Raw genomic sequence first — 23,887 nt, 5'->3', positions numbered from 1 at the left:
CGCCAGATCACCACTGTGCTCGGTGCGAGCCTAATTCCCCGGCCGGCAAATCCCACTGCAATGGCGTACCGCTGATGGTCAGCGGGGGGAGCAACCGGTGGGCCTGGCCCCAGGGGGGCTGTTCCACGACCAGACCTTGATCACACGGCTCTTCGGCCCGCAACGCTGGTTGCTCCGGCGCTTGTCCCGCTTCTACCAACAACGTTGCCGTGCGCGCCAAGGACAACCGCGCCGACCCACCACGGCCGGATTCCAAACGCTCGCTCAAGGCCTGGATCGCGCTGGCCGCCATCAAATACCCGGTGGCGTGGTCCAGGGCCTGCAACGGCAGCGGCACCGGTTTATCCGCTTGTTTCCAGGCCATGCCCGCGTCGGCGATGCCGCTGCTCATCTGCACCAGGCTGTCGAAGCCTCGGCGGTTGCGCCATGGGCCGCTCCAGCCGTAGGCGTTGAGGCTTACGTCGATCAGGCGGGGGGCGAGGGTTTGCAGTGCACTTGGGGTGTAGCCCAGTTGTTCCAGGGCATCGGCGCGGTAACCGTGCAACAGGATGTCGGCTTCCTTGAGCAGGCTTTCGAAAATCTGCCGGTCTTCGGGGTTTTTGAGGTCCAGTCGGGCGCAGCGTTTGCCGAGGGTCATTTCCGGCACCACGCCGGGCTCGTTCCAGGTGGGCGAGTCGATTCGCAATACATTGGCGCCCAGGCCCGCGAGGAAGCGGCTGGCCACGGGACCGGCCAGTACGCGGGTCAGGTCGAGCACCTTGATGCCGGCCAGCGGACGGGCGACCGAGCCGAGCCAGGGCGTGTCACGGCTGGTGTCGAAGGTCTGGCGCTGTATCAGCGCTTCAGCATTCACCGCCAACCCCTGCGGATGGATTTGCCAGGCCTGCCACGTGCGCATCTGCGCCGCGCAACCACCGGCATCGACAATCGCCTGTTCCAGCTCTGCGGCATTCCACGTTGAGACTTTGGCTGCCATCTCGGCGCGATCTGCGACGTTGCCCAGCACCTGTTCGGCGGCGGCACGGTGATGGGGCGCGTTGGTGTGCAGGCGAATCCAGCCATCGGCGCTGGCGTAGTCGCCAGCCACCGGGTCCCACAGTGGCGGCACTTGCCAGCCCAGCGGGCGAATTGAGGAAGAGAACCAGAACGACGCGAGGCGGCGGTCGACACTCACGCTGGGTAAACGTCCGGTCTGTTGTTGGATCAATCCGGCGACGGCCTGTCCGGCGGCGCCGATGCTGGCGCTGGCCAGTTCGGTAACGGCGAAAATCGAGGGCAGGGCGCCAGCCTCGGTCAGGGTCAGCGGTGTTTGGGGCAGATCGAGTGCGGCTTGGATGGGAGTCAGCAGGTCAGTCATCAAAGGCCCTCCATAGGAGAAGGGCCACTATAAAAGAACATCACACCGGTGTGACAACCCCAGGTTCCAACGGCAGGTCGATGCTGGCGATAAAGCCACCGCCGGGGTGATTGGCCAGAATCAGGCTGCCGCCATGGCGTTCGGCTGCACGCCGCGCAATCGCGAGGCCCAGGCCGTGGCCTTGGGCGGTCTGGCCGGGCGCGCGGTAAAACGGCTCGCCCAGTTGGCTGAGGTGCTCGGCGTCCACGCCGGGGCCATGGTCGCGCACGCTGATCAGGATTCGTTCGTCGTGGCGCTGCGCCCGCAATTCGATGGCCTCGCCTGGCGGGTTGAACCGTTGGGCATTGCGCAGCAGGTTGTCGACGGCGCGTTCGATCATGGTCGGCCAGCCCTTGAGGTGCAGGTCGTTTTCGCTGGTCAGTTGTACCACCTGGTCGGGCGCGCTGAGCTGGGCGTCTTTTTGCAGGGTCTTGAGCAGGGGATTGAGGTCGACGTTTTCGGCGCTGGCGTTATCGGCATCGACGCGGGCCAATACCAGGATCTCGCTGATCAAGGCCTCCAGGCGGTCGCATTCGCGGGTCAGGCGAGGCCAGAGTTTTTCCCGCTCTTCGGGGCTGGCGCGTTCGGCCAGGGCCAAGGCTATCCGCAGGCGCGCCAGGGGCGAGCGCAGTTCGTGGGACACGTCGCGCAGTAATTGGCGTTGACTGCCGATCAGGCTTTGCAGGCGTGCACCCATGCGGTTGAAGTCGGTGGCGAGTACGCCGAACTCATCACGACGGTTGGCCAGGCGCGCCAGGCTGTTTTGCTGGTAGGTGGCCTGGCCAAGGTCATGCACCGCACCGCGCAGCCGGCTCAGCGGGCGGGTGATGGATAGGGTGACGAACAGGCTGAACAGGGTCAGCACCACCAGGGCAATCGCTAGGGCGCTCAATGGCCACGTGAGGCTGCTGCGGTGCCATTCGTCGAGCTCGGGGTGGGCGATGCGGTAGATCAGCAAGTACGTGTCGCCGGTTTTCTCGCTGGTGTACTCGGCGGTCAGGCGGCGCCAGGGCAGGTGGCCTTCCTTGCTGTCGTTTTGCCGTGCTTCAAAGGCGGCGGCGCGGCGCGGGAAGGTGCCACGCACCACGGGCTCGCCGCTTTCGTTCAGCACTTGCACATCGATGTGGTACTGGCGCTTGCGCTGTTGCAGCAATTCCTGGGCAGCGTCTTCGCCCTGGGTTTCGTAGAGTTGGGTCCACTCTTGCGCCAGGTTTTTGAGGCCGGGGTGGCGGCTGAGAATCCAGGCATCTTGATTGAGCATATGCCCAAGCAGGATCGACAACCCGGCAACCAAGGCGATGGCCAGCCAGAAACTGGCCAGGATGCGCCAGAACAATGAACGCACAGGAAACCCTCAAACAGGAAAAGCCCAGTGGCGGGGGCCACTGGGCTGGGAGCGTTAACGCGGGGGCATTATTGCGCTTTTTGCGGCTGTTGCGCTTTCCATGCCTGGAATTCCTTCCATTCGGCGCGGCGCTGTTCCTGCTTCTTGATGATCTCGTCGAACTGCTTCTGCTGGTCAGGCTTGAGCACGGCCCGGATATCGGCCTGGGTCTTCTGCTTGCCGGCGGCGATTTCATCCTGCATGGCTTTCTGGTCAGCGGCCGGGAGTTTGTCCAGGTACTTTTTGGTCAGGTCTTTGCGAGCGTGCCATTGGTCGCCCATCAGCTTGCCGATCTGCTGGCGCTGTTCCTTGCTCAGGTCCAGCTGGCTGAAGGGGCCGCCTTTGCCACGCGGACCGTGTTCACCGCCGTGGCCCGGGCCGCCCATCATGTGGCCTTCAGGACCGCCCATCGGGCCTGGGCCTTCAGGCATCGCGGCCATGGCAACGGTTGGCAGGGCTGCGGCGAACATCAAAGCGATAAGGGTCTTGCGCATGGTGATTCTCCTGTCTCTATTCCGGTGAGTCCGGATGTGAGTAGATTACCCAGAGCAAGGTCAGCGGCGGTCAGGGGAGCGTAAAGCTTGGGTAAAGAGGTTTTTGATGCGAGCTGACAAAAGGTTCGCGAGCGCAGAGGTAAATGGTGGGAGCGGGCTTGCCTGCGATGGGCATGTGTAGCGTGCGTATTGACACCCCGCGATCACCGAGACCCCAACGCAGCCTCGCTTGCGCTCGGCAGCTGCTACACATGGGGCTTGCTCAGGGGGGCGGGGATGCTTAGAGGCTGTAGTAATAGCCACGACTGCGCAACGCCACGATCCGTGGCCGGCCATCCGGGTGCGGGCCGATTTTTTTGCGCAGGTTGCTCACGTGCATGTCCAGGCTGCGGTCGTACAGGGTCAGCTTGCGGCCCAGGGCGATCTGCGCCAGTTCCTGCTTGTCCAGCGGCTCGCCGGGCTGGCGCAGCAAAGCTTCCAGCAGGCGGCTTTCGGAGACGGTGAGGGTGAATTCCTGTTCATCGATACTGACCACGCCGCGTACCGGGCTGAAGCACAGGTCGCCCAGCTCAAGCTGGCTGGACACGGCGGCCGGGTGGCTGCGGCGCAATACGGCGCGCAGGCGGGCGGTCAGTTCCCGTGGGTCGCAGGGTTTGGCGAGGTAATCGTCGGCGCCCAGTTCCAGGCCGAGGATGCGGTCCAACGGTTCGCCCCGTGCCGAAAGCATCAGCACCGGCAATTCAGGGTGATCGTTGCGCAATTGCTTGAGCAGCTCCAGGCCACTGCCGTCGGGCAGCATCACATCGAGCACCACGGCGGCCGGAGCGCTGTCGGCCAAGGCCTTGCGCGCGCTCAAACCGTCGTGACAGGCATGCACCTGAAAGCCTTCCTGGCTCAACCAACTGGTCAGCAGCTCACAGAGCTCCTGGTCATCATCTATCAGTAACAGCTCGCTCATGACTCACTCAATTTAGCCATTGTCGACGGCGACGGTGCCCACCGCTGGCGAAGATCCCGCACAGCAAGGCGATCAGTGCGACGGCCCCGCCGGTGACAAACCATTGCTGTTGCTCGGTCAGCCATCGGGTCAAGGCACCGCCCTGTGAATCTTTGAGTTGCTGGGCCAGCTTTTGGTTCTCTTGACGAAGGCGACTCAATTGAGCGCTTTCGCGGGCAGCATCCGCGTTTTGCAGTTGCTTGTTCAGTTCTTCACGCTGGCGCTCGCTTTCTTTCAAACGTTGCTGCAACTCGCTGATCTGGCTGCCGGCACTCAAGGACAGCGGCGTGGAACTGCCGGTGTTCGAGGTTTCTTCAGCATGGGCCGTAGCCCCGATCGTTAACACTGCCAACAGACACAACTGACGTAAGCGCATCGGAACTCCTGATTCCACACGAATATTCAGACTGTTGTCGGCCGGTTACCGAGAATAATGAGCAATTAGCAGCGCGCCGAACGCAATGTGTCCGGCGCAGCACGGGTCACGGCAGGACTTGCTTGAACGGCTTGATCACGACATCGGCGTAAACGCCGGCCGCGACATAAGGATCAGCCTTGGCCCAAGCCTGGGCATCGGCCAGGGAGGCAAACTCGGCGACAATCAGACTACCGGTGAAACCGGCGTCGCCCGGATCGTTGCTGTCCACGGCCGGGTGCGGGCCGGCCAGGACGATGCGGCCTTCGGCTTGCAGCTGCTTGAGGCGCTCGACGTGGGCCGGGCGTACGGACAGGCGTTTTTCCAGCGAGTTGGCAACGTCAGTGGCAATGATTGCGTAGAGCATGTCAGTCCTCGGTTTTCGGCGTGGTGGGCTCGGCGTCATGCAGGTGGCGCGACAGGTAAATGCCCTGGGCGACCAGGAACAACACGGTCATGCCCAGGCTGCCGAACACTTTGAAGTCGACCCAGTATTGCTGGAAGGTAAAGGCCACGAACAGGTTGGCCGCGCCGCAGAAGATAAAAAACACGATCCAGGCCACGTTCAGGCGTACCCAGACCGGTTCCGGCAGGGTCAGCGCGTGGCCCATGATCCGCTTGATCAGCAGGCGGTCGCCGATGAAGTGGCTGCCGATAAAGGCCAGGGCAAACAGCCAGTTCACCACCGGGGCTTTCCATTTAAGGAAGGTTTCGCTGTGAAAAGCCAGGGTCAGGCTGCCGAAAATCAGGCACGCGACCAGGGTCAGCCATTGGCTTTTTTCCAGTTTGCGCTGGGAGATGAAAATCGCGCCGTAGACCACGACAGAGCTGATGATCAGCACGGCAGTGGCGCTGTAGATGCCGCCGACAGTGAGCTCATGGCCGGCCAGATCGACGACCCGAGGGTCGAGTTTGTAAACGATGAAGAACAGCAACAGCGGGATGAAGTCGATGAATTGTTTCACAGTAAGAGCCAGAAGCTGGATGTGGCGGCATAATAACAAACATCCTTGGTTGCGAAAGCGCCAGCTGACTTGAGGTTACACACTCCCGTGAATGTTGATTTGCACTGCCACAGCACGGCCTCCGACGGCGCCCTGGCGCCCGCGGTACTGGTTGCGCGTGCGTTTGAAAAAGGCGTGCGAGTCCTGGCGTTGACCGACCACGACACCCTCGAAGGCCTCGACGAAGCGCGTGTAACCGCCCATTCGTTGGGCATGCAGTTGGTCAACGGCGTGGAATTGTCCTGCACCTGGGGCGGCGCGACCATTCATGTGCTCGGCTACGGCTTCGATCAGAAAGCCCCGCCGCTGGTGGAGGCTATCGCGCAATTGCACGACGGCCGCTGGCTGCGGTCCGAAGAAATAAGCCGCAAATTGGCCCTCAAAGGCATGCCCAATGCCCTCGACGGCGCCCGCGCCATCCAGCAGGAACTGGGTGACAGTGGCAATGCACCGGCCCGTCCGCACTTTGCCGACTGGATGGTGCGTGAAGGTTTTGTCAAAGACCGCGCTGAAGCCTTCCGCAAATGGCTGGGGGCTGGCAAGTTGGGTGATGTGAAGCAACATTGGCCGACCCTTGAGGACACCGTCGAGACCCTGCGGGCCTCCGGGGCCTGGGTCAGCCTGGCGCATCCCTGGCATTACGATTTCACGCGCAGCAAGCGTCGCAAGCTGATCAGCGACTATATTGGAGCGGGCGGCCACGCGATCGAAGTGGTCAACGGGCATCAACCCGCCGAACAGGTCGGCAGCCTGGCGATTCTTGCCCGCGAATTTGGTCTGCTGGTCAGTGCCGGCAGTGATTTTCATGGCCCAGGCGGCTGGTCCGAGATCGGCGAGTACCGCGCGGTCCCGGAAGATTTGCCGCTTTTGTGGGGGCGATTCAAGCATGACCCCATTATTGCCACCGTCTGAACAGGTAGAACCCGTGAGTCAATTCTTCCAGATTCATCCGGAAAACCCCCAGGCACGCCTGATTAAACAGGCCGTGGAGATCATTCGCGCCGGCGGCGTGGTGATCTACCCAACGGATTCGTCCTACGCCATCGGTTGCCAGATCGGCGACAAGGGCGCGGTCGAACGTGTGCGCCGTTTGCGTCAATTGGACGACAAGCACAACTTCGCGCTGATCTGCAGCGACTTGTCCCAACTGGGCCTGTTCGCCAAGGTCGACACCGGCACTTTCCGCCTGCTCAAGGCGCACACGCCGGGCCCGTATACCTTCATTCTCAACGCCACCCGCGAAGTGCCGCGCCTGCTGTTGCATCCGAAGAAGCGCACCATCGGCCTGCGTGTGCCGGAGCACCCGATTGCCCTGGCGTTGCTGGCTGAGTTGGGTGAGCCGCTGATGAGTGTGTCGTTGATCATGCCCGGCGACACCGAACCCCTGGAAGACCCGTACGAAATGCGTCAACTGCTGGAAAAGCAGGTGGACCTGATCATCGATGGCGGCTTCGGCGGCGGCAAAGCCTCCACCGTGATCAACCTGGCCGATGGCGATCCAGAAGTGATCCGCGTGGGTTGTGGTGATCCGGCGCCCTTTATGGTCGAGGCCTGAATGTCGTCAGTGGAAACCGTCGACCCTCAGGCAGGCGCCCAGCAGGAACTGCCGTTTGCCATGGTGTACGGCCAGGCCGTGCTGGAAATGCCCCTGGATCTGTACATCCCGCCGGACGCGCTGGAGGTCTTCCTTGACGCCTTCGAAGGCCCGCTGGACTTGTTGCTGTACCTGATCCGCAAGCAGAACATCAACATTCTCGACATCCCGGTGGCGGAAATCACCCGCCAGTACATGGGGTATGTCGAGCTGATGCAGTCGGTGCGCCTGGAACTGGCCGCCGAGTACTTGGTAATGGCCGCCATGCTGGCCGAGATCAAGTCGCGCATGTTGCTGCCGCGTTCGGAGACGGTCGAAGCCGAAGAAGACGACCCACGGGCCGAACTGATCCGCCGTCTGCAAGAGTACGAACGCTTCAAGGCCGCCGCCGAAGGCATCGACGGTCTGAGTCGCGTGGGCCGCGACGTGGTGGTGCCCAAGTTGGATGCTCCCGAAGCCCGCGCGCGCAAACTGCTGCCAGACGTGAGCCTGGAAGAATTGCTGATGTCCATGGCTGAAGTGCTGCGCCGTGGCGATATGTTTGAACACCACCAGGTCAGCCGCGAGGCGCTGTCCACCCGCGAGCGCATGAGTGATGTGCTGGAGCGCCTGAAGGGCGGTGGGTTTGTGCCGTTTGTCGAGCTGTTCACCAAGGAAGAAGGGCGCCTTGGGGTGGTGGTGACCTTTATGGCGGTGTTGGAATTGGTCAAGGAGTCCTTGGTCGAGCTGGTCCAGAATGAGCCTTTTGCGGCTATCCACGTGCGGGCGCGAGCCGAATAAAGAGCTGAATCGATGAATCTGACTGAACCCCGCGAACTGGCGCCCCTGCTGGAGGCCTTTCTCCTGGCCTCGGGCAAACCGCAATCCCTGGAGCGCCTGTTCGAACTCTTCGAAGAGGCCGAGCGCCCCGAACCGCCGGTGTTCAAAAAGGCGCTGGAGATTTTGCGCAAGTCCTGCGAAGGCCGCGCCTTTGAACTGCGCGAAGTGGCGTCGGGTTATCGCCTGCAAATCCGTGAGAAATTTTCCCCGTGGGTCGGCCGTCTGTGGGAAGAGCGCCCGCAGCGTTATTCACGGGCGATGCTGGAGACCATGGCACTGATCGCCTATCGCCAGCCGATCACTCGTGGCGAGATTGAGGATGTGCGGGGCGTGGCGGTCAACAGCCATATCGTCAAGACGTTGCTGGAGCGCGAGTGGATCCGCATCGTCGGCTACCGCGACGTGCCGGGCAAACCGGCGATGTTCGCCACCACCAAGGTATTCCTCGACCACTTCAACCTGAAAAACCTCGACGACCTGCCGCCGCTGGCCGAATTGCGCGAGATGGAAGCCGAGCCGGTGCTGGACTTCGACGACGCCCCGGTGCCGGCAAGCCTGCAGGAACTGGCCGATGCCAGTGCCGAGCCGGAAGAGCCCAAGGACGAAACCAGTTTCCACACGTTGTTGCTGGAACTGGACGACATGGAGCAGGGCATCAAGACCGACTTTGACGATCTGCTGCGTGATGGGGTGGCGGAGCCGGAAGCCCCAGAGCCTGAGGTCGAATCCGAAGAAGACGCCCTCGGCGTCGCCGATGCCCGCGAAAAACTCCTGGCCGCGGTCGCCGCCCTTGAACAACCGCCACTGAGCGACGAAGAAGACGAAGCCCGCGCCCTGGCCGAAGCCATCGAAAACGAACGGCGCCAGTTCGAAGACTGACACGGGCCCATGTGGGAGGGGGCTTGCCCCCGATGGCGGTGGTTCAGTCAGTACATTTGATCCTGACACACCGCAATCGGGGGCAAGCCCCCTCCCACATTGGTTCTCTTGTGCTTTGGGCGCCACCGGCCGGCGGAAAAACAAATGACTTGGCGCATATCGACTAGTCTCTGATGCGCAACGCTCACCATGAGCGTATGATTCGCGACCCTTTGCCGACCTATTCGGCCAAAGCCCCGTTTTCAACACTCTTCAGGCCACGCCTGAATCGACCCACCGGGAGGTGCTTAAGATGAACGACAAAGACCAGAACGACAGCCAGGAAATCGGCCCAGCAGGTGAAAAACTGCAAAAGGTGCTGGCGCGTATCGGCGTGGGCTCGCGCCGCGACGTCGAAGCCTGGATCACCCAGAAGCGCATCAAGGTCAACGGCGTCGAGGCCACGCTTGGCCAGCGCGTCGACCTGCACGATGCAATCACCATTGATGGCAAGGTCATCAAGCGTGAAGAGGCCGCCGAATCGGTGCGCCGCGTGATCATGTACAACAAGCCCGATGGCGAGATCTGCACCCGTGACGACCCTGAAGGCCGTCCGACCGTGTTTGACAAGATGCCCAAGCCTAAAGAAGGCCGCTGGATCAACATCGGTCGCCTCGACATCAACACCACCGGCTTGCTGATGTTCACCACCGACGGTGAACTGGCCAACCGCCTGATGCACCCGTCTTACGAGATGGACCGTGAATACGCGGTACGTGTCCGTGGCGAAGTCGATGACGAGATGATCGAGCGCTTGAAAGCCGGCGTCGTGCTGGAAGACGGCCCGGCCAAGTTCACCGATATCAAGCAGGCTCCAGGTGGCGAAGGTTTCAACCACTGGTACCACTGCGTGGTGATGGAAGGCCGTAACCGTGAAGTACGTCGCCTGTGGGAGTCCCAGGGCCTGGTGGTCAGCCGCCTGAAGCGCGTGCGTTTCGGTCCGGTGTTCCTGAACTCCGACCTGCCGATGGGCCGCTGGCGCGAAATGAGCCAATACGAAGTCGACATCCTCAGCGCCGAAGTGGGCCTGACGCCGGTCGCCATGCCGCAGATGAACGCCAAGAGCAAAGACAAGCTTGAGCGTATGCAGCGTAAATCGTCGCGTCCTGTGGCCCGTACCGAGCGTGTGGCGCGTACCGTACGCCCGGCGCTGGATGCCCCGGCGACCGGCGGGCGTATCTCCCGTCAGCCGCATATCGAAGGTGAGCGCCGCCCAACGGCCCCATCGCGTCAGGAAGGCGAGCGCGCACCGCGTACCCCGCGTCCTGCGCCGGCCGGTGGTCGCAGCAACCGTGGCGAGGCAGATCGCCCAGCCGACAACGCCAGCACCAAGCGCCCAGCCAAGCCGGCGGCGAACAAGCGCCCCGGCCCGAAACTGGTGGCCGACGAGCCATCGGGCAAGCGCCGTGGCGCTCCGGCGGGTTCGGGTCAGCGTCCGGGTTTTGGGCGCAAGAAGCCGCAGTGATGCGCTAAGCGCTGCGCAAAAACGCCAACCCTCGGGTTGGCGTTTTTTTTAGATCTGGATTTGAAATGCATTCAATTGCGGGCAAGCCCGGCTCCCACAGGGGGACTCGTCATCCTGATGTCCTTCTAAAACGCGAAAGTGCCATCAAACACCGGCTTGTCGTCGAGTGCCAATACCCCGCTGGCAAAGATCAGATCCAGGTGATGGCTGCCTTTCTGCCCGCCGCCCAGGCCCAGGTGCAAGCCGCAATGGCGCTCCTCAAACCCGGCATTGCGTGCATACAGGTCCTTCACGCCTTCATTGGTACCAATCCCCAGTTCTTCCACACGCCGGTTCGACGGGTTGGCGTTCAGGTACTTATTGAAATCATCCACCAGCCCCGGCACATCGCTGGCGACGCTGCAGACGGTCGAGTTCTCGATCCACAACTCCAGCGGCGATTGCAGCACGCCGTATTTGCGCGCAAACGGGATGGTGCTGAGAAAAGTGCCGACAAACCGAACCTGGCCGTTGATGGCTTCGCTGTGGGTGGCGATCTCGCCGGGGGCCAGGTCGTGGTTACCGACGCCGTTGATATTGGTCCACTTCTTGATGCTGCTCAGTGGCGCCTCAAGGCGCGAGCCATGTTTGTCGGTAAAGCTGAGCACATTGGCCTGGCCCATGCGCCGGATCAGCGTGGCGTTGAGATCGGCAATACGCTGCGGCTCCACGCTGAAGGTGTCGTAGAAGTAATCGCCGTAATCCTTGAACAGCAGGGACTTCTTCCAGTGCTCAGCCATTACACCCTGCAAGGCGCGGATAAAGTCCGGGCCTTCGGCGCGTGGGTTTGGCAGGGTCGAGGAGTCGTAGAGAAACAGGTACAGGTCACAGGTTTCGATGGAGTGGGCCAAGGTATCGCTGGCGGTCAGGTCCAGGCGCTGTACCTGGAAGTTGAAGCGGGCGTCGCTGCTGTGGGTGATGGCCTGGGCAATGGCGTCGTAACGCTCGGTATGGCCCAGCAGCACGGTGGGGCAGTTCAGGCCGCTGAGAGCCGGGTGGTGGGCGAGGTAGTAGAGAAAGTGTTCGACGGCGCGGGCCTTGTCCATGACGTGTGTCCTTGTGTGCCTTGGGAAAGGGGGCAGGCGCCGTGCACAGCACCTGCCGGATGCCTGCCGGTTAGAACGGCCACATCGCGGTGCCGAACGGCACCACGGCATCGGCTTGCATCATTTCAACGGCGGCCTCGTGGGTCGGTGCTTCAAACCAGTCGTCGAGTTGCAGTTCGGTTTCCAGGTCGTTTTCCAGTACTTGCATGGTGTATCTCCTAGAGGACGGTGTTTGAGTACGGCCTGCCAACGGGCTTCGCTGGCAAGTGGAATGAACCTAGGAGAGGCTGTTACTTAATGCAAAATATTTATTGACACGGTTTCATTTGGATTTTTTCTTCTGTTTTTTTAGCGCGCATTTTTTCTGAGAAAAAACAGTGAGCTGGCAGCCTCTTGTTGACGGAAACTTCGGATCGCCAATTTTCCCAAAGATGACAGCTGTAACGCAGGTTTTCCGCGATGTAACGATTAGTTTACGACTAAACGGTGGCGTTATTGGGCGACTCGAAGCTGTAAGGAATCCCTGACAGATCGTCGCATGCACCGTTCGGGGGCGGGCGTAAGCTGTCGAGCGGTGTACAATGCGCCGCGTTTTACTGTGACCCCCTTTGCGTAACCCGCAAAAGGCCAAGACCTTGGGGTTTGCCGACCCCGATCACTCCGCCCGGCCACGAGCCTGGCGGGTTCGATTTCGTCACAGATAAAAACAAACAGGTGACGCATGACCATTAGAAAGACGCTGTACTCCTGGTGCCTGCGCTGGGGTTTGAGCGGCGCTGCTTGAGTCGAGATTCCAGGCAGCAACCTGCATTCAATATCCTCAAACCTTGCGTGAGACCCTTTTCATGAGTGGACCCCATTCCCCTTCAGGCGAGCTGAAACGCGGCCTGAAAAATCGGCATATCCAGTTGATCGCCCTCGGTGGCGCCATCGGCACCGGCTTGTTCCTCGGCTCGGCCGGGGTGCTCAAGTCCGCCGGCCCGTCGATGATCCTGGGTTATGCAATCTGCGGCTTCATCGCCTTCATGATCATGCGCCAGCTCGGCGAAATGATCGTCGAAGAGCCGGTCGCCGGTTCCTTCAGCCACTTTGCCCACAAGTACTGGGGCGGTTTCGCCGGCTTCCTGTCGGGTTGGAACTGCTGGATTCTGTACATCCTGGTGGGCATGTCCGAGCTGACCGCCGTGGGCAAGTACGTGCACTACTGGTGGCCGGAGATCCCGACCTGGGTCTCGGCGGCGGCGTTCTTCGTATTGATCAACCTGATCAACCTGGCCAACGTCAAAGTCTTCGGTGAAGCTGAGTTCTGGTTCGCCATCATCAAGGTCGTGGCCATCGTCGGCATGATCGCACTGGGCAGCTACCTGCTGGTCAGCGGCAGCGGCGGCCCGCAGGCCTCGGTGAGTAACCTGTGGGAACACGGCGGCTTCTTCCCCCATGGCGTGGGCGGTTTGGTGATGGCCATGGCGATCATCATGTTTTCCTTCGGTGGCCTGGAAATGCTCGGCTTCACCGCCGCCGAAGCCGACCAGCCACGCACCGTGATCCCCAAGGCCATCAACCAGGTGATCTACCGCATCCTGATCTTCTACATCGGCGCCCTGGTGGTGCTGTTGTCGCTGACGCCGTGGGACAGCCTGCTGGCGACCCTCAATGCGTCCGGCGATGCCTATAGCGGCAGCCCGTTCGTGCAGGTGTTTTCGATGCTGGGCAGCAACATCGCTGCACACATCCTCAACTTTGTGGTCCTGACCGCAGCGTTGTCGGTCTACAACAGCGGCACCTACTGCAACAGCCGCATGCTGCTGGGCATGGCCGAGCAGGGCGACGCGCCCAAGGCCCTGGCCAAGATTGATAAACGCGGCGTGCCGGTGCGCTCCATCCTCGCCTCGGCGGCAGTGACCCTGGTGGCGGTGCTGATGAACTACTTCATCCCGCAACACGCGCTGGAACTGCTGATGTCCCTGGTGGTGGCCACGCTGGTGATCAACTGGGCGATGATCAGCTTCTCCCACTTCAAGTTCCGCCAGCACATGAACCGCACCGGTCAGGTGCCGCTGTTCAAGGCGCTGTGGTACCCGTACGGCAACTTCGTTTGCCTCGCGTTTGTGGTGTTTATCCTGGTGATCATGCTGATGATTCCGGGGATCCAGGTGTCGGTGTACGCGATCCCGGTGTGGGTGGCGTTTATGGCGGTGTGTTACTGGCTCAAGAACAAGCGCAGTGCTGAAGCCGCGTTGAACACAGCGAGTGCTGCGTTGAAGTAAACAGATGCACGTCCACAGAAAACCCCGCGTCCTGTATTCCTCTATCGGGAACTCAGGACGCGGGGTTTTTGAGTTTTCAAGTCGTCAATTTTTTGAAATCACGCCGCTCATGTATTCATTCAAATCGCGAAAGTCCTTGACGGTCCAGGCATGCGGCGCGACCTGCACCCCGTTCTCGCGCAGCGTTTTCGGGATCAAATCTCCATTCGGGCGAAGTATGACCGAAGACACAATAACGCCCGGATAAGCCGCCAGCCGTTTTTTGAAGGCGGGCGTTGTAAGGTCGGGTGTAGGCGGGTTGCTTTTCTTGGCCAACGGCCCCGTGGCCTTGAGGTCTGGCCCGTGGCACATGGCGCATCGCTGTGAATAGAGGTTTTTGCCATTGGCATTATCTGCAAAGGACAGTGATGTTTGAATGAGTGATAAGGTGCCGAGCAAAGTGATCAGTAGTGTTTTCATGTTCATGCGTCCTTGTTGATGTTGTCCGAATTGGGCGTGTCCGTTGCCTAAGGTTTTTGATTGATGCTGGTAATTTCCAATAACGTCCACCTGCCCGACGCCGAGATCGAGTTGACCGCCATTCGCGCCCAGGGGGCGGGTGGGCAGAACGTCAACAAGGTGTCGAGCGCGGTGCACCTGCGTTTTGATATTCCGGCGTCGTCGTTGCCGGACTTCTACAAGGAGCGCTTGCTGGCGCTGCGCGACAGCCGCATCACCAGCGAAGGGGTGCTGATCCTCAAGGCCCAGCAATACCGCACCCAGGAACAGAACCGCGCCGACGCGCTGGAGCGCCTGGTGGAGTTGATCCTCAGCGCCACCAAGGTGGAGAAGAAGCGCCGTCCGACCAAGCCGACCCTGGGCTCGAAGAAACGCCGTCTCGAATCCAAGACCAAGCGCGGCAGCATCAAGGCCGGGCGCGGCAAGGTCGACTTTTAGTCAGTCGCCACGTGCCTCGCGGGCCTTGGGTGCCTGTCGGTACAGGTACACGCTCAGCAGCAAGCCGCCGAGGGCGGCGAGAGCGGCGAACAGGAAGATCGAGGCAAAGCCGAAGCCAGCCGCCACAGCCCCGGCCAATGGGCCGGTGATGCCCAGCGACAAGTCAATAAACAACGAGTAGGCCCCCACGGCGGAGCCTCGGCTGGACGCCGGCACCAGGTTGACGGCCTCCACGCCAAGCGCCGGGAACACCAGGGAAAAGCCAAAGCCGCTCAATGCGGCGCCAGCCAGGGCCAGGTTGGCGTCCGGCGCCAGCCACAGCAACAGCAAGCCGAGAATCTCTACTGACAGGCAGGCAATCGCCACGCGAAAGCCGCCGATGCGGTTGATCAAATTGCCGAACAACAACCGTGCACCGATGAAGCTGGCGCCGAACAGGCTCAGGGCCCACACCGCGTTATCCCAGTGCTGCGTGGTGTAATACAACGTGATAAAGGTGGCGATGGTGCCAAAGCCGATAGAACCCAAGGCCAACGCGCAGCCGTGGGGCAGTACGCGGCCCAGCACGTTCATGAACGGCAGGCGCACGCCGGCCACAATCGGCGCGGCGACCTTGTTCCAGGCCAGCAGCAGGCCGACGATGGCCAGCAGGATAATACTGACGCCCATGCTCCACAGGCCGAAACTCTTCACCAGTACCACGCCCAGCGGCGCGCCAACGGCCAGCGCGCCATAGCTGGCAATGCCGTTCCAGGAGATGACCTTTGCCGTATTCGCCGCGCCTACCCGGCCGATGCCCCAGCCGATGGCGCCCGAGCCCACCAGGCTTTCCGCGCTGCCCAGTACCAATCGACCGACAAGCAAGCTGCCCAGGCTGACGGCCGGCAGGTTTGAAAACCACGCTGCGAGCAGCATGAACACGCCACTCAGGCCGCAGCCCGCCAGGCCGATCAGCACGGCGCGCTTGCTGCCCAGGTTATCGATGATTTTGCCGGCGTAAGGACGGCTCAGCAGGGTGGCCAGGTATTGCACGCTGATCACCAGCCCTGCGATCACCGCGCCATAGCCCAGCTCACTGTGGACATAGCCCGGCAATACAGCCAGGGGAATGCCAATATTCAGGTAGCCGATAAAGGTGAACAACACGATGGAAACAACTTGCAGCGTGACCGCCATGGGGCGCTGGGTATCTGGCATGGGGAGAGGTCCACTGTCGCAGCAGGTAAAGATAGGCTGCTAATGATACCGGGGCTTTGGCGTGCGCAGGGCGGTAAAACGCAAAAACGTCAGATCAAAAAGACGTCAGGTTTTGGCAGGCGCCAGTAATTGGGTGGTGACCAGGGCCGCCAAGGCGTTTTCCTGGGTGCCGAAGCGCTTGAGCAGCACGGCTTGTTTGTCCGCGCTGAGACGGTTCCACACGTCGACCATTTGCAAGGCAGCATCGAGTACGGCGGTGTCGGGGGGGGGGTCGGTCATGATGGGGAATCTCGGGTGATTCAGGCAGTGTGGAAAGCGCTCAAAGCTGCGCTTTCCACACGGTCTGGTACGGCGTCAGTCCTGGCTTTTGCTGTCGACTGGTTTTGCTTCTTTGGCCTCAGGCTGCTTGGCGCTGGCCTGCTGCGGTGTTGGCTGCTCAGTTTCGTGCAGGCTTGGGAAGGGGAGATTAGGTATCTCGTGCATCGTCGTCGCTCCTCGCAAGGTCTGTTTTTTCAATCGCAGGTGATTCCGCGCTCTCAAAAAGCCTTGGCAGGATACAGCACTGTAAATGACAAAAAGACTTTTATATCGACGGATGCACGAACCTTCATGGTTTTTACGCAAGTGACAAGAGGTCACACCGTTCAGAACGGCACTTTGCCCAGGATCATGTCGCGGTACATCACAAAATCGCCTATCAAGCTGTAGAACGGGTGCTGAAAGGTGGCCGGGCGGTTCTTTTCGAAGAAGAAGTGGCCAATCCAGGCAAAGCTGTAGCCCGCGATAGGCAAGGCGATCAACAGGCCCAGGGAGCCCCGGCCGATGGCATACGCCAGGATCCCGATCACCAGCGTTGTGCCGATAAAGTGCAGGCGCCGGCAGGTGCTATTGGCGTGCTCGGCCAGGTAATAAGGGTAAAACTCGGCGAAGCTCTTGAATCGCTTGACGTTTTCCACGGTGATCGGCCCTTTGGTTGTTATGCCGCCCAACAGGTGTTCGGCGGGGAGCTTATTTGAGTCTAGAGTGATCAGTGGTAACAGCCAGTGACATTAGATGCCACTTTAGTATCCTTGGCTTCCTGGCTGCCGTTTTGAGCCTGCTTTATTAAGAAGACGCCATGAGCGAACGAACAACTTCTGCAAGCTGGGCAATGGGGATAGTCAAGGCACTGGAAATGGATGGCCTGGATTGCCGCGCTCTGTTCAAACAGCTGGGCCTGGACTACGCCGCCCTCAACGACCCCGACGCGCGGTTCCCGCAGGATTCCATGACCCGCCTGTGGCAGCGCGCAGTGGAGCTGTCGGGCAACCCGGCGATTGGCCTGAACATGGGCAAGGTGGTGCGCCCGGCGTCGTTTCATGTGACCGGTTATGCGTTGATGTCCAGTAACACACTGGCTGAAGGTTTTATGCGGCTGGTGCGTTACCAGCGGATCATCGCCGAAAGCGCCGACTTGAGTTTCCGACTTTTACCTGAAGGCTATGCGCTGATTCTGACGGTGCATGGCGACCATCTGCCGCCCACCAGGCAAAGCGCCGAAGCCTCCCTGGCCTGTGCGTTGGCGCTGTGCGGCTGGCTGACCGGGCGCACCCTGCAACCGCGCAAAGTCCTGTTGCAAGGTGAACAGCCGGCTGACCTGGGGCCCTATAAGCAAGCGTTTCATGCCCCGTTGGAGTTCAACGCGGCCTATGACGCGTTGATTTTCGAGCGCGCCGACATGGACGCGCCGCTGCCCACGGCCAACGAGGCCATGGCGCTTTTGCACGACCGGTTTGCCGGTGAATACCTGGCGCGCTTTTCCGAGAGCCGCGTGACCCACAAGGCGCGCCAGGTGCTGTGTCGCCTGCTGCCCCAGGGCGAACCCAAGCGTGAAGTGGTGGCCCAGACGTTGCACCTGTCCCAACGCACCTTGCAGCGGCGTTTGCAGGAGGAGGGCACGAGTTTCCAGACCTTGCTCGACGACACCCGCCGCGAACTGGCCGAGCAATACCTGGCGCAGCCAAGCATGACGCTGCTGGAGATTGCCTACCTGCTGGGCTTTGCCGATCCCAGCAACTTCTTCCGTGCGTTCCGCCGCTGGTTCGATGCCACGCCCGGCGAATACCGGGCGCGGTTGCAAGACACGGCGCCCGTCAGTGACGCCAGAACGCCGGGATGCACAGAACAAAGACTGTGATGATTTCCAGACGGCCCAGCAGCATGCCCAGGGACAGGATCCACTTGGCCGCATCCGGCAAGCTGGCGAAGTTGCCCGCCGGGCCAATGGTTTCGCCAAGGCCGGGGCCGACGCCGGAGACGGTACTGGCGGCGCCGGTGAGTGCGGTCATCCAGTCCAGGCCCAGCAGCGACAGGGCCAAAGCGATCGCGCAGATGGTGATGGCGAAGAAAAACGAGAAGGTCAGGATCGACCGTACGATTTCTTCGTCGAGACGGTGGCCGTTGTACTTCTGCTTGATCACGGCACGCGGGTGAATCAGCTGGTTCAAGTTGGCCTTGAGCAGGATGTAGGCAACCTGGAAGCGGAAAATCTTGATCCCGCCAGCGGTGGAGCCCGAGCAACCACCGATAAAGCCCAGGTAGAAGAACAGCATCAGTGAGAAGTTGCCCCAGAGGCTGTAGTCCCCCAGTGCAAAGCCGGTGGTGGTCACGACTGACGTGACGTTCAACGCCACGTGGCGCAAGGCATCCAGCCAATGCAAGTTGGTGGTCCACCAGTACCAAGTGCCGAGCACCAGCCAGGTCACCACCAGCAAACCGAGCAAACCCTGTACCTGTTGGTCGCGGATCAAGGCCTTGCGATTACCGCGCAAGGTGGCCACGTACAGGGTAAACGGCAGGCTGCCGAGGATCATCACCACCACCGCCACCCAGTGCACCGCCGGTTGTTTCCAGTGCGCGAGGGATTCGTCGGAGGTGGAGAAACCACCGGTGGAAATCGCCGACATCGCGTGGTTGATCGCATCGAACAGGCCCATGCCGGCCCACCAGAACGCCAGGCTGCCCAGAATGGTGATGCCCACATACGCCGCCACGATCAGCCGCGCCACCATGTGCGAGCGGGGCATGACCTTTTCCGAGCGGTCCGAGGACTCGGTCTGGAACAGGCGCATCCCACCAATGCGCAGCAGCGGCAGGATCGCCACCGCCATGCCGATAAAGCCGATACCGCCCAGCCAGTGCAGCAGTGAACGCCACATCAGGATGCCCGGCGACATGCTGTCCAGGCCGCTCAGTACCGTGGAGCCGGTGGCGGTGATGCCGGACATGCTTTCGAAAAACGAATCGGTGTAACTGATGTGCTGAGTCAGCAAAAACGGCAGCGCAGCGAACACGCACACCACCACCCAGCTGGTGACCGTGAGCAGGTACATGTCGCGTGGGCGCAGGTGCACATGTTCGGGACGGCCTGGGATAACCAGCGCCAGCCCCGCGATAAAGGTGATCAGGCTGGCCCACAGGAACGAGGGCAGGTCGCTGGTGCGTTCGAAGATCACCAGGGTGGCCATGGGCACAACCATGGCGATCGCGAGTGTGATCAGGAAGATGCCGATGATGAAACCGATGATGCGCAGGGTCGGCAACGCCATGAAGTGAACTCGAAATAGGGCAGAGGCGCCATTCTACCTGGGGTGCGGGGCATGTAAACCCGGGGCTGGCGGTGCGCCGCGAGTCTCATCGTTCCGGTTGCGCAAGACAACTATGTAATTCATCCGCGGCCCTTGATCCAAGCAGCATGGAGGCTTCCCAGTCAATGGCTCCAAGGTGGTCCCATGTCCTCTAATCACGTGCCGCTGCATCCCTCGATCAGGCGGCGATTGTCGTCGATCGATACGCCGCTCCAGGTTTCCCAACTGAACGACCTGGTGGCGCTGAATGTCACGATCCGACGTTTTTTCCAGCAACAGCCAACGTTCCACGGATTTGTCCAGGACGCACTGGAACAGGCGTTCCCCGCGTTGGGTTCCCACAGCGATCCTCAAGCGATCTTCATCCGCGAGGGCAACACCAACCCGTTGTTCGACCGTGACCACACCCACAACCTGCCTGCCCATGTGTTGGATGCCGTGGTCCGGCGAATTGTCCATCAGCAGCCGTCGGACTATGCCAAAGGCAAGACTGCCTTTGAGCGCCGGACCGGAACGGGGGATGCCACCACGCCGGTGACCGAGTTGACCCCCGCCACTTTCGATCGTTTTCTGGACGCCTTGGCGGGCGAGCTGCCGGTGCGTTATGAGCGTTATCTGCAGCATTATTGGTCGAGCCCGGTCGGCCTGACCGACACTCGAACGCGCAAGGCCTGGCTGATCGCCCAGAGGTCCGAGCAACTGCGGCTTGAGGCCGAGTTGCTCAAGAGCGATGGCACCTTGAGCGACGGTGCCTACGTGCTGCTGACTAAAATCCTGCGCTATCCCGATAACGCGTCCCGGCAGCAGCACCTCAAGGGCTACCGGCCCTCTGTGTTCAGTGTGGCGCTCAAGGGTGAGGGCGCCGCGCCGAATTTGCTGCTGCACGGTGCGTTGGTGCTGACTGCCAGGGAGCCCGGCGGTCAATCCGCCAGCTCGGCACCAGATCGTGAGTTGGCGAGTGATGCCTCGGTCGGCACGGTTGTGTTGTTCACCCCGGAAAGAGGGCTTGAAGGGTTTGAAACGCTGGCGCAGCTGGATCAGGAGCTGCATCGCCGATTGAGCGCCGAGACGACCTTCGAAGAGCTGTTGATGATGATTGCCCAAAAGCACCACATCCGTGGGATGGGCACGCACAAGCAGGCGAACGCACAGAACCAGTGGCTGTACCGGGAAATCACCGACTCGGCCTGTGCGGCAAGCGTTGAGGCGCAATGTGAGCGACTGCGTGAGGACTTCGTCACCCAGATCGAGCATTTTCGCGGTCGTGAGTTGTTTGACGGGATCAGTGACCTGCCCGATAGCCTGAACCGCGTCACTGATTTGGGCGATACCTTCGGCCTGCAATCCATTGAGCTGGCCCGAGAGCCCAAGCGCATCGCCGGGCGACTCAAGGCGTTCCTGAAGTCGGCATCACCGGCCGAGCAAACCGCATGGACGAGCGCTTTCACACAGTATCAACACGAGCTTGCGCGTGTGCTTGAATGGGACGGCTTGCCCTCCCTGCAGCAGTTCGGTGACAAGGCGACGTTGCTGGCCTACGCCAATGAGCAACTGCGCAACGCCTTGAAAGCCGAGCATGGGCTTGAGGTGGACCCCGATCACATCAAGGTCCAGACCAGAACGCCACGCCTACCTTCGGCGGTGTATGGCGCCGGCGCCAGGCCGGTTATACCGGATGAAGGACCGCGCCACCTCACGCACACCCGCAGCTTGACCCACGTGGCCCTGGAAAACGTCGGCGGGTTGGATTTCAACTTCGTCAATTTCTCCACGATCACCGATAACCAAGGCAAACCCTACGAGGGCCTGAGCGCTTCCCAGGTCAAGGACCTGGTCCGAGGCCTGAACATCGGTGAAAAATATGATGCCTTTCTCAAGGACCGCTTGCTGACATCGCCCGCAGCCCTTGCCCAGCGAGACAGTTACGCGACGCTCATGCAATACCAGGTACGTGTGGATGCCGTTGAGGCAAAGATCGCCGGGGATTTCCTGCCCAATCGACACGACCGGGGATTCAACTGGGTCAATTGCGCTCTGGACCACCCTGAAGATACCAGTGAGCGTGCCCTGGTCGAGGGCCATCGCATTTTGGTGCGCAGCCTCAAACTGCGCGGTGCCCGGGTGCGTGGTGTGTGGGTGTTCAGTACAGCGTCGGAGTCTGTCGGTTCGCTGGTGATGTATATGCCCCAGGCGCCTTTGGGGCGTGTGTTTTACGAGTTCAGCGATCGCGCTGCCTTTTATCGCGAGGTGATCAATCACAGCGCCTGGCACGACTACCTGGTGAGTCGCGTCAGTCGAGATGAACAGTCGAGCGTGCGTAACCTGTTGAAGACGCCGGTGCCCGGCACGCTGGTGCATCTGGCCAGGATTGCGGACAACATCTTTCTGGAGGCTTACGAGATCGAAGCCTCGGCGGCGATCAATTCGGCCGCCGCCCAATCGACCACGACCCAGGAAACCAACATCGACACGGTGTCTGGTGTGACTGAAGTGGCGCTGGATGTGGTCATGGCGATCCTGCCGATCAAGGTGACCATGGTGATCGGTTTGGCCAGGAGCCTGTATTCACTGGTCAAGGCCATCGAAGCGGCGAAACAGGGGGACCGGGAGGTGGCGGCCCATGGCTTTGTCAGAGCTTTCGCCGAATTGGTTGGCACGGTGTTTGACGGCTGGATGGGCCATGCACCGTCCCGCAAACCCTCCCAGCCCTGGGGGTTGAACAGCAAAATGGCGCAACGCACAGTGCCTTCGCGGTTAACGCCATTGAAGGGCTGGGAGCGCCAGAACGTGTTCACCCAGGCGCCCGTAAACGGTGGTTTGGCGAGGCACTTTCTGAAGGACGCCGGGCATTGGTACCTCGTCAAGTACGACGCCGATGTGCACGTCTGGCGCGTAATCGATGCACGCACGCCGTTCGCTTTTCATCATGCGCCGATCCGCCGACATGCCTTGGGGCATTGGGAAATCGCTGCACCGGCCATTGGCTTGAAAGGTGGTTTCCCCGTTGAGCGGACATTGATGAATGCCTTTCCCTATTTGTCTCGAACCCGTGCGCGGCAAGTGCTCGACTCGTTCAGCTTCCCTCAGGGGCGGGTCCTGGAACTGGAGTTGGAGTTTGCGAGGGAAATAAGTACCTGGCGTGAGATCCCCAGCCGTTTTCAGGCCTACCTGAACCGCCCCGTGGATGATGTGTGGGACTTGTTGAACGGCTACCAACCGCTTGGCGCGTCGACCGTCACGGTCAGCGAACCTGCCGTCGTGGTGCCAGGCCCCGGTTTCCCCATAGTGCCAAGTGTGTTGCCGGGCAAGTACGTATGGTCTGGCTGGAGGCTGGAGCTGGATGCTTCGCAGTTGACCCCCAATGCATCTCGTCCTCACACGTTCAAGGTACCTCAAGCGTCAGGCGTTGCAGCCGCAGATGTCATCCAGGTGGAGCAGCAGTTCTATCCAATCCTGCCCAAGGGGGACAGTTTTCCCGACAATTGGGTTCATATCTATGATCCGCGCTTGCCGCCGAGTGTCACCGCTGACATTGACGTGATGGTGAGCCGCAACATCTTTCAACAGCCTCGCTTGGCGTGTTTCGATGTGTCTAGCAATCAATGGCTGATCGATAGCAGTCGGCACTTTAAGCGAACTCCAGCTGGCTATGCGATGGAGGCCTTTCCGGTCTTGACCACACGCGCCGCTAAAAAATTGGTCGGTGCGCTGTCCGATTACTGCAATCCTGGCGGCGTTGTCAGCTCAAGCGGGCTGACGGCGTTCCTGGCTCAGTTGAACAGATGGCGTGCAAAAGGCATGGGGCTGGGGCTTGATCCATTGATGCTGCTTCAGCCTTTATCGATTATCGACAACCAAGCCCTTTCAGGGTTTGTAACGCTGAATTTCAACTTGCCCAAGACGTACGGGAATAATCTGCTGGACCCATGGGGTGCAGTCCAAGCCAGAGCAGTGCTGAAGGGCCATTTGGGCGCGATGGGCTACCAGTTCATTGCCGACGGAGGGCCGAGCCCGGAGTTGTTATTTCGATGGCCGCAAGGTGACACGGTGTACTGCATGATTCCGAGGGGCGGCGTGTCCTCGGCGCGTCACTTCGTCCCAGGTGCGCCATCGCAGTTGAGCCTGAATGTTCTGGATGAGGTGAGCAAAACGCTCATCAGGCAAAGTCAGGACAGCGGGAAGTTTGTAGTGCTGCAGGGCGGGCTGATCAATCGTTATAACAGCGCTATTGCTTCCATCATCAGGGGCTGACGCAAAGGCGGGAGACTTGTGACCAGGCACCGCAAGCAT

General features: G+C 60.9%; 24 protein-coding genes. 9 read left to right on the top strand and 15 right to left on the bottom strand.

Translation table 11 applies throughout. The annotated features are described in order from the left end of the window. Positions 1 to 7: 7 nt before the first annotated feature. From AOA60_RS17195 to AOA60_RS17165, 7 genes are all read right to left on the bottom strand, one after another. On the bottom strand, positions 8 to 1,357 hold the full coding sequence (locus AOA60_RS17195) for a CoA transferase (RefSeq protein ID WP_099585472.1): 1,350 nt from the start codon (positions 1,355 to 1,357) through the stop codon (positions 8 to 10). A 40-nt stretch (positions 1,358 to 1,397) separates the two neighbouring features. Then, on the bottom strand, positions 1,398 to 2,741 hold the full coding sequence (locus tag AOA60_RS17190; RefSeq protein ID WP_099585471.1) for a HAMP domain-containing sensor histidine kinase: 1,344 nt from the start codon (positions 2,739 to 2,741) through the stop codon (positions 1,398 to 1,400). Between the two features lie 68 nt (positions 2,742 to 2,809). Then, complete coding sequence (locus tag AOA60_RS17185) at positions 2,810 to 3,274, bottom strand: LTXXQ domain protein (protein ID WP_099585470.1); 465 nt, start codon at positions 3,272 to 3,274, stop codon at positions 2,810 to 2,812. Positions 3,275 to 3,554: 280 nt separating this feature from the next. After that, entirely contained in the window at positions 3,555 to 4,232 is a 678-nt protein-coding gene (locus AOA60_RS17180) for a response regulator transcription factor (RefSeq protein WP_099585469.1), read from the bottom strand. A gap of 7 nt (positions 4,233 to 4,239) precedes the next feature. Continuing rightward, complete coding sequence (locus AOA60_RS17175; protein WP_099585468.1) at positions 4,240 to 4,647, bottom strand: translation initiation factor 2; 408 nt, start codon at positions 4,645 to 4,647, stop codon at positions 4,240 to 4,242. 106 nt (positions 4,648 to 4,753) lie between these two features. Then, the gene (locus AOA60_RS17170; protein ID WP_015885584.1) at positions 4,754 to 5,053 is read right to left on the bottom strand and encodes a YciI family protein; all 300 of its coding nucleotides are present in this window, start codon (positions 5,051 to 5,053) and stop codon (positions 4,754 to 4,756) included. 1 nt (position 5,054) lies between these two features. Then, the gene (locus AOA60_RS17165) at positions 5,055 to 5,651 is read right to left on the bottom strand and encodes a septation protein A (RefSeq protein WP_099585467.1); all 597 of its coding nucleotides are present in this window, start codon (positions 5,649 to 5,651) and stop codon (positions 5,055 to 5,057) included. A gap of 87 nt (positions 5,652 to 5,738) precedes the next feature. On the opposite strand from AOA60_RS17165, the gene AOA60_RS17160 reads away from it, so the two are divergent. The 5 genes from AOA60_RS17160 to rluB all read left to right on the top strand — a co-directional run bounded on the left by AOA60_RS17160 (position 5,739) and on the right by rluB (position 10,486). Then, the gene (locus tag AOA60_RS17160; RefSeq protein ID WP_099585466.1) at positions 5,739 to 6,602 is read left to right on the top strand and encodes a PHP domain-containing protein; all 864 of its coding nucleotides are present in this window, start codon (positions 5,739 to 5,741) and stop codon (positions 6,600 to 6,602) included. 13 nt (positions 6,603 to 6,615) lie between these two features. Continuing rightward, on the top strand, positions 6,616 to 7,245 hold the full coding sequence (locus AOA60_RS17155; protein WP_099585465.1) for an L-threonylcarbamoyladenylate synthase: 630 nt from the start codon (positions 6,616 to 6,618) through the stop codon (positions 7,243 to 7,245). A gap of 120 nt (positions 7,246 to 7,365) precedes the next feature. Continuing rightward, a complete protein-coding gene (locus tag AOA60_RS17150) occupies positions 7,366 to 8,064 on the top strand; it encodes a ScpA family protein (protein WP_174244890.1) in 699 nt (232 codons plus the stop codon). Positions 8,065 to 8,076: 12 nt separating this feature from the next. Beyond that, the gene (gene scpB, locus AOA60_RS17145) at positions 8,077 to 8,982 is read left to right on the top strand and encodes an SMC-Scp complex subunit ScpB (protein WP_099585463.1); all 906 of its coding nucleotides are present in this window, start codon (positions 8,077 to 8,079) and stop codon (positions 8,980 to 8,982) included. Positions 8,983 to 9,274: 292 nt separating this feature from the next. After that, positions 9,275 to 10,486: a 23S rRNA pseudouridine(2605) synthase RluB gene (gene rluB / locus AOA60_RS17140; RefSeq protein ID WP_099585462.1), complete on the top strand. Its 1,212-nt coding sequence runs from the start codon at positions 9,275 to 9,277 to the stop codon at positions 10,484 to 10,486. A 125-nt stretch (positions 10,487 to 10,611) separates the two neighbouring features. Here the strand turns inward: rluB and AOA60_RS17135 are convergent, their stop codons facing one another. Together AOA60_RS17135 and AOA60_RS33060 are read right to left on the bottom strand one after the other, a co-directional pair. Beyond that, positions 10,612 to 11,571, bottom strand: a complete 960-nt coding sequence (locus AOA60_RS17135) for a leucyl aminopeptidase (protein ID WP_099585461.1) — start codon at positions 11,569 to 11,571, stop codon at positions 10,612 to 10,614. A gap of 70 nt (positions 11,572 to 11,641) precedes the next feature. Then, on the bottom strand, positions 11,642 to 11,779 hold the full coding sequence (locus tag AOA60_RS33060; protein WP_034100099.1) for a hypothetical protein: 138 nt from the start codon (positions 11,777 to 11,779) through the stop codon (positions 11,642 to 11,644). Positions 11,780 to 12,416: 637 nt separating this feature from the next. Here AOA60_RS33060 and AOA60_RS17130 point away from each other — a divergent pair. Beyond that, positions 12,417 to 13,838, top strand: coding sequence for an amino acid permease (locus tag AOA60_RS17130; RefSeq protein ID WP_099585460.1), 1,422 nt, complete (start codon positions 12,417 to 12,419; stop codon positions 13,836 to 13,838). An 84-nt stretch (positions 13,839 to 13,922) separates the two neighbouring features. Here AOA60_RS17130 and AOA60_RS17125 read toward each other — a convergent pair whose 3' ends face one another. Beyond that, entirely contained in the window at positions 13,923 to 14,297 is a 375-nt protein-coding gene (locus tag AOA60_RS17125; RefSeq protein WP_099585459.1) for a cytochrome c, read from the bottom strand. Between the two features lie 63 nt (positions 14,298 to 14,360). Here AOA60_RS17125 and arfB point away from each other — a divergent pair, with 63 nt between their 5' ends. Further along, entirely contained in the window at positions 14,361 to 14,774 is a 414-nt protein-coding gene (gene arfB, locus AOA60_RS17120; protein ID WP_088426440.1) for an alternative ribosome rescue aminoacyl-tRNA hydrolase ArfB, read from the top strand. Here the strand turns inward: arfB and AOA60_RS17115 are convergent, their stop codons facing one another. The 4 genes from AOA60_RS17115 to AOA60_RS17110 form a co-directional block, all read right to left on the bottom strand. Continuing rightward, positions 14,775 to 15,971 carry an MFS transporter gene (locus tag AOA60_RS17115; protein WP_099585458.1) on the bottom strand — a complete coding sequence of 399 codons (1,197 nt, stop codon included), beginning with the start codon at positions 15,969 to 15,971 and terminating at the stop codon, positions 14,775 to 14,777. 105 nt (positions 15,972 to 16,076) lie between these two features. Next, positions 16,077 to 16,250, bottom strand: a complete 174-nt coding sequence (locus tag AOA60_RS33055; RefSeq protein ID WP_178075372.1) for a hypothetical protein — start codon at positions 16,248 to 16,250, stop codon at positions 16,077 to 16,079. Positions 16,251 to 16,325: 75 nt separating this feature from the next. Continuing rightward, positions 16,326 to 16,454, bottom strand: a complete 129-nt coding sequence (locus AOA60_RS33950; RefSeq protein WP_024077105.1) for a hypothetical protein — start codon at positions 16,452 to 16,454, stop codon at positions 16,326 to 16,328. Positions 16,455 to 16,615: 161 nt separating this feature from the next. Then, the gene (locus tag AOA60_RS17110; RefSeq protein WP_099585628.1) at positions 16,616 to 16,927 is read right to left on the bottom strand and encodes a DUF962 domain-containing protein; all 312 of its coding nucleotides are present in this window, start codon (positions 16,925 to 16,927) and stop codon (positions 16,616 to 16,618) included. Between the two features lie 161 nt (positions 16,928 to 17,088). On the opposite strand from AOA60_RS17110, the gene AOA60_RS17105 reads away from it, so the two are divergent. Further along, positions 17,089 to 18,147 carry an AraC family transcriptional regulator gene (locus AOA60_RS17105; RefSeq protein ID WP_099585457.1) on the top strand — a complete coding sequence of 353 codons (1,059 nt, stop codon included), beginning with the start codon at positions 17,089 to 17,091 and terminating at the stop codon, positions 18,145 to 18,147. Here the strand turns inward: AOA60_RS17105 and AOA60_RS17100 are convergent. Continuing rightward, complete coding sequence (locus AOA60_RS17100; RefSeq protein ID WP_099585456.1) at positions 18,104 to 19,558, bottom strand: TrkH family potassium uptake protein; 1,455 nt, start codon at positions 19,556 to 19,558, stop codon at positions 18,104 to 18,106. The genes AOA60_RS17105 and AOA60_RS17100 overlap by 44 nt on opposite strands. A gap of 183 nt (positions 19,559 to 19,741) precedes the next feature. Between AOA60_RS17100 and AOA60_RS17095 the strand changes: the two genes are divergently transcribed. Further along, positions 19,742 to 23,848: a DUF6543 domain-containing protein gene (locus tag AOA60_RS17095; protein WP_143522458.1), complete on the top strand. Its 4,107-nt coding sequence runs from the start codon at positions 19,742 to 19,744 to the stop codon at positions 23,846 to 23,848. The last annotated feature ends 39 nt before the right edge of the window (positions 23,849 to 23,887 follow it).

The sequence above is a fragment of the Pseudomonas sp. 2822-17 genome (genome assembly GCF_002742485.1).
Classification (GTDB): domain Bacteria; phylum Pseudomonadota; class Gammaproteobacteria; order Pseudomonadales; family Pseudomonadaceae; genus Aquipseudomonas; species Aquipseudomonas cyclaminis.
This window is presented reverse-complemented; position numbering and strand designations above follow the sequence as displayed.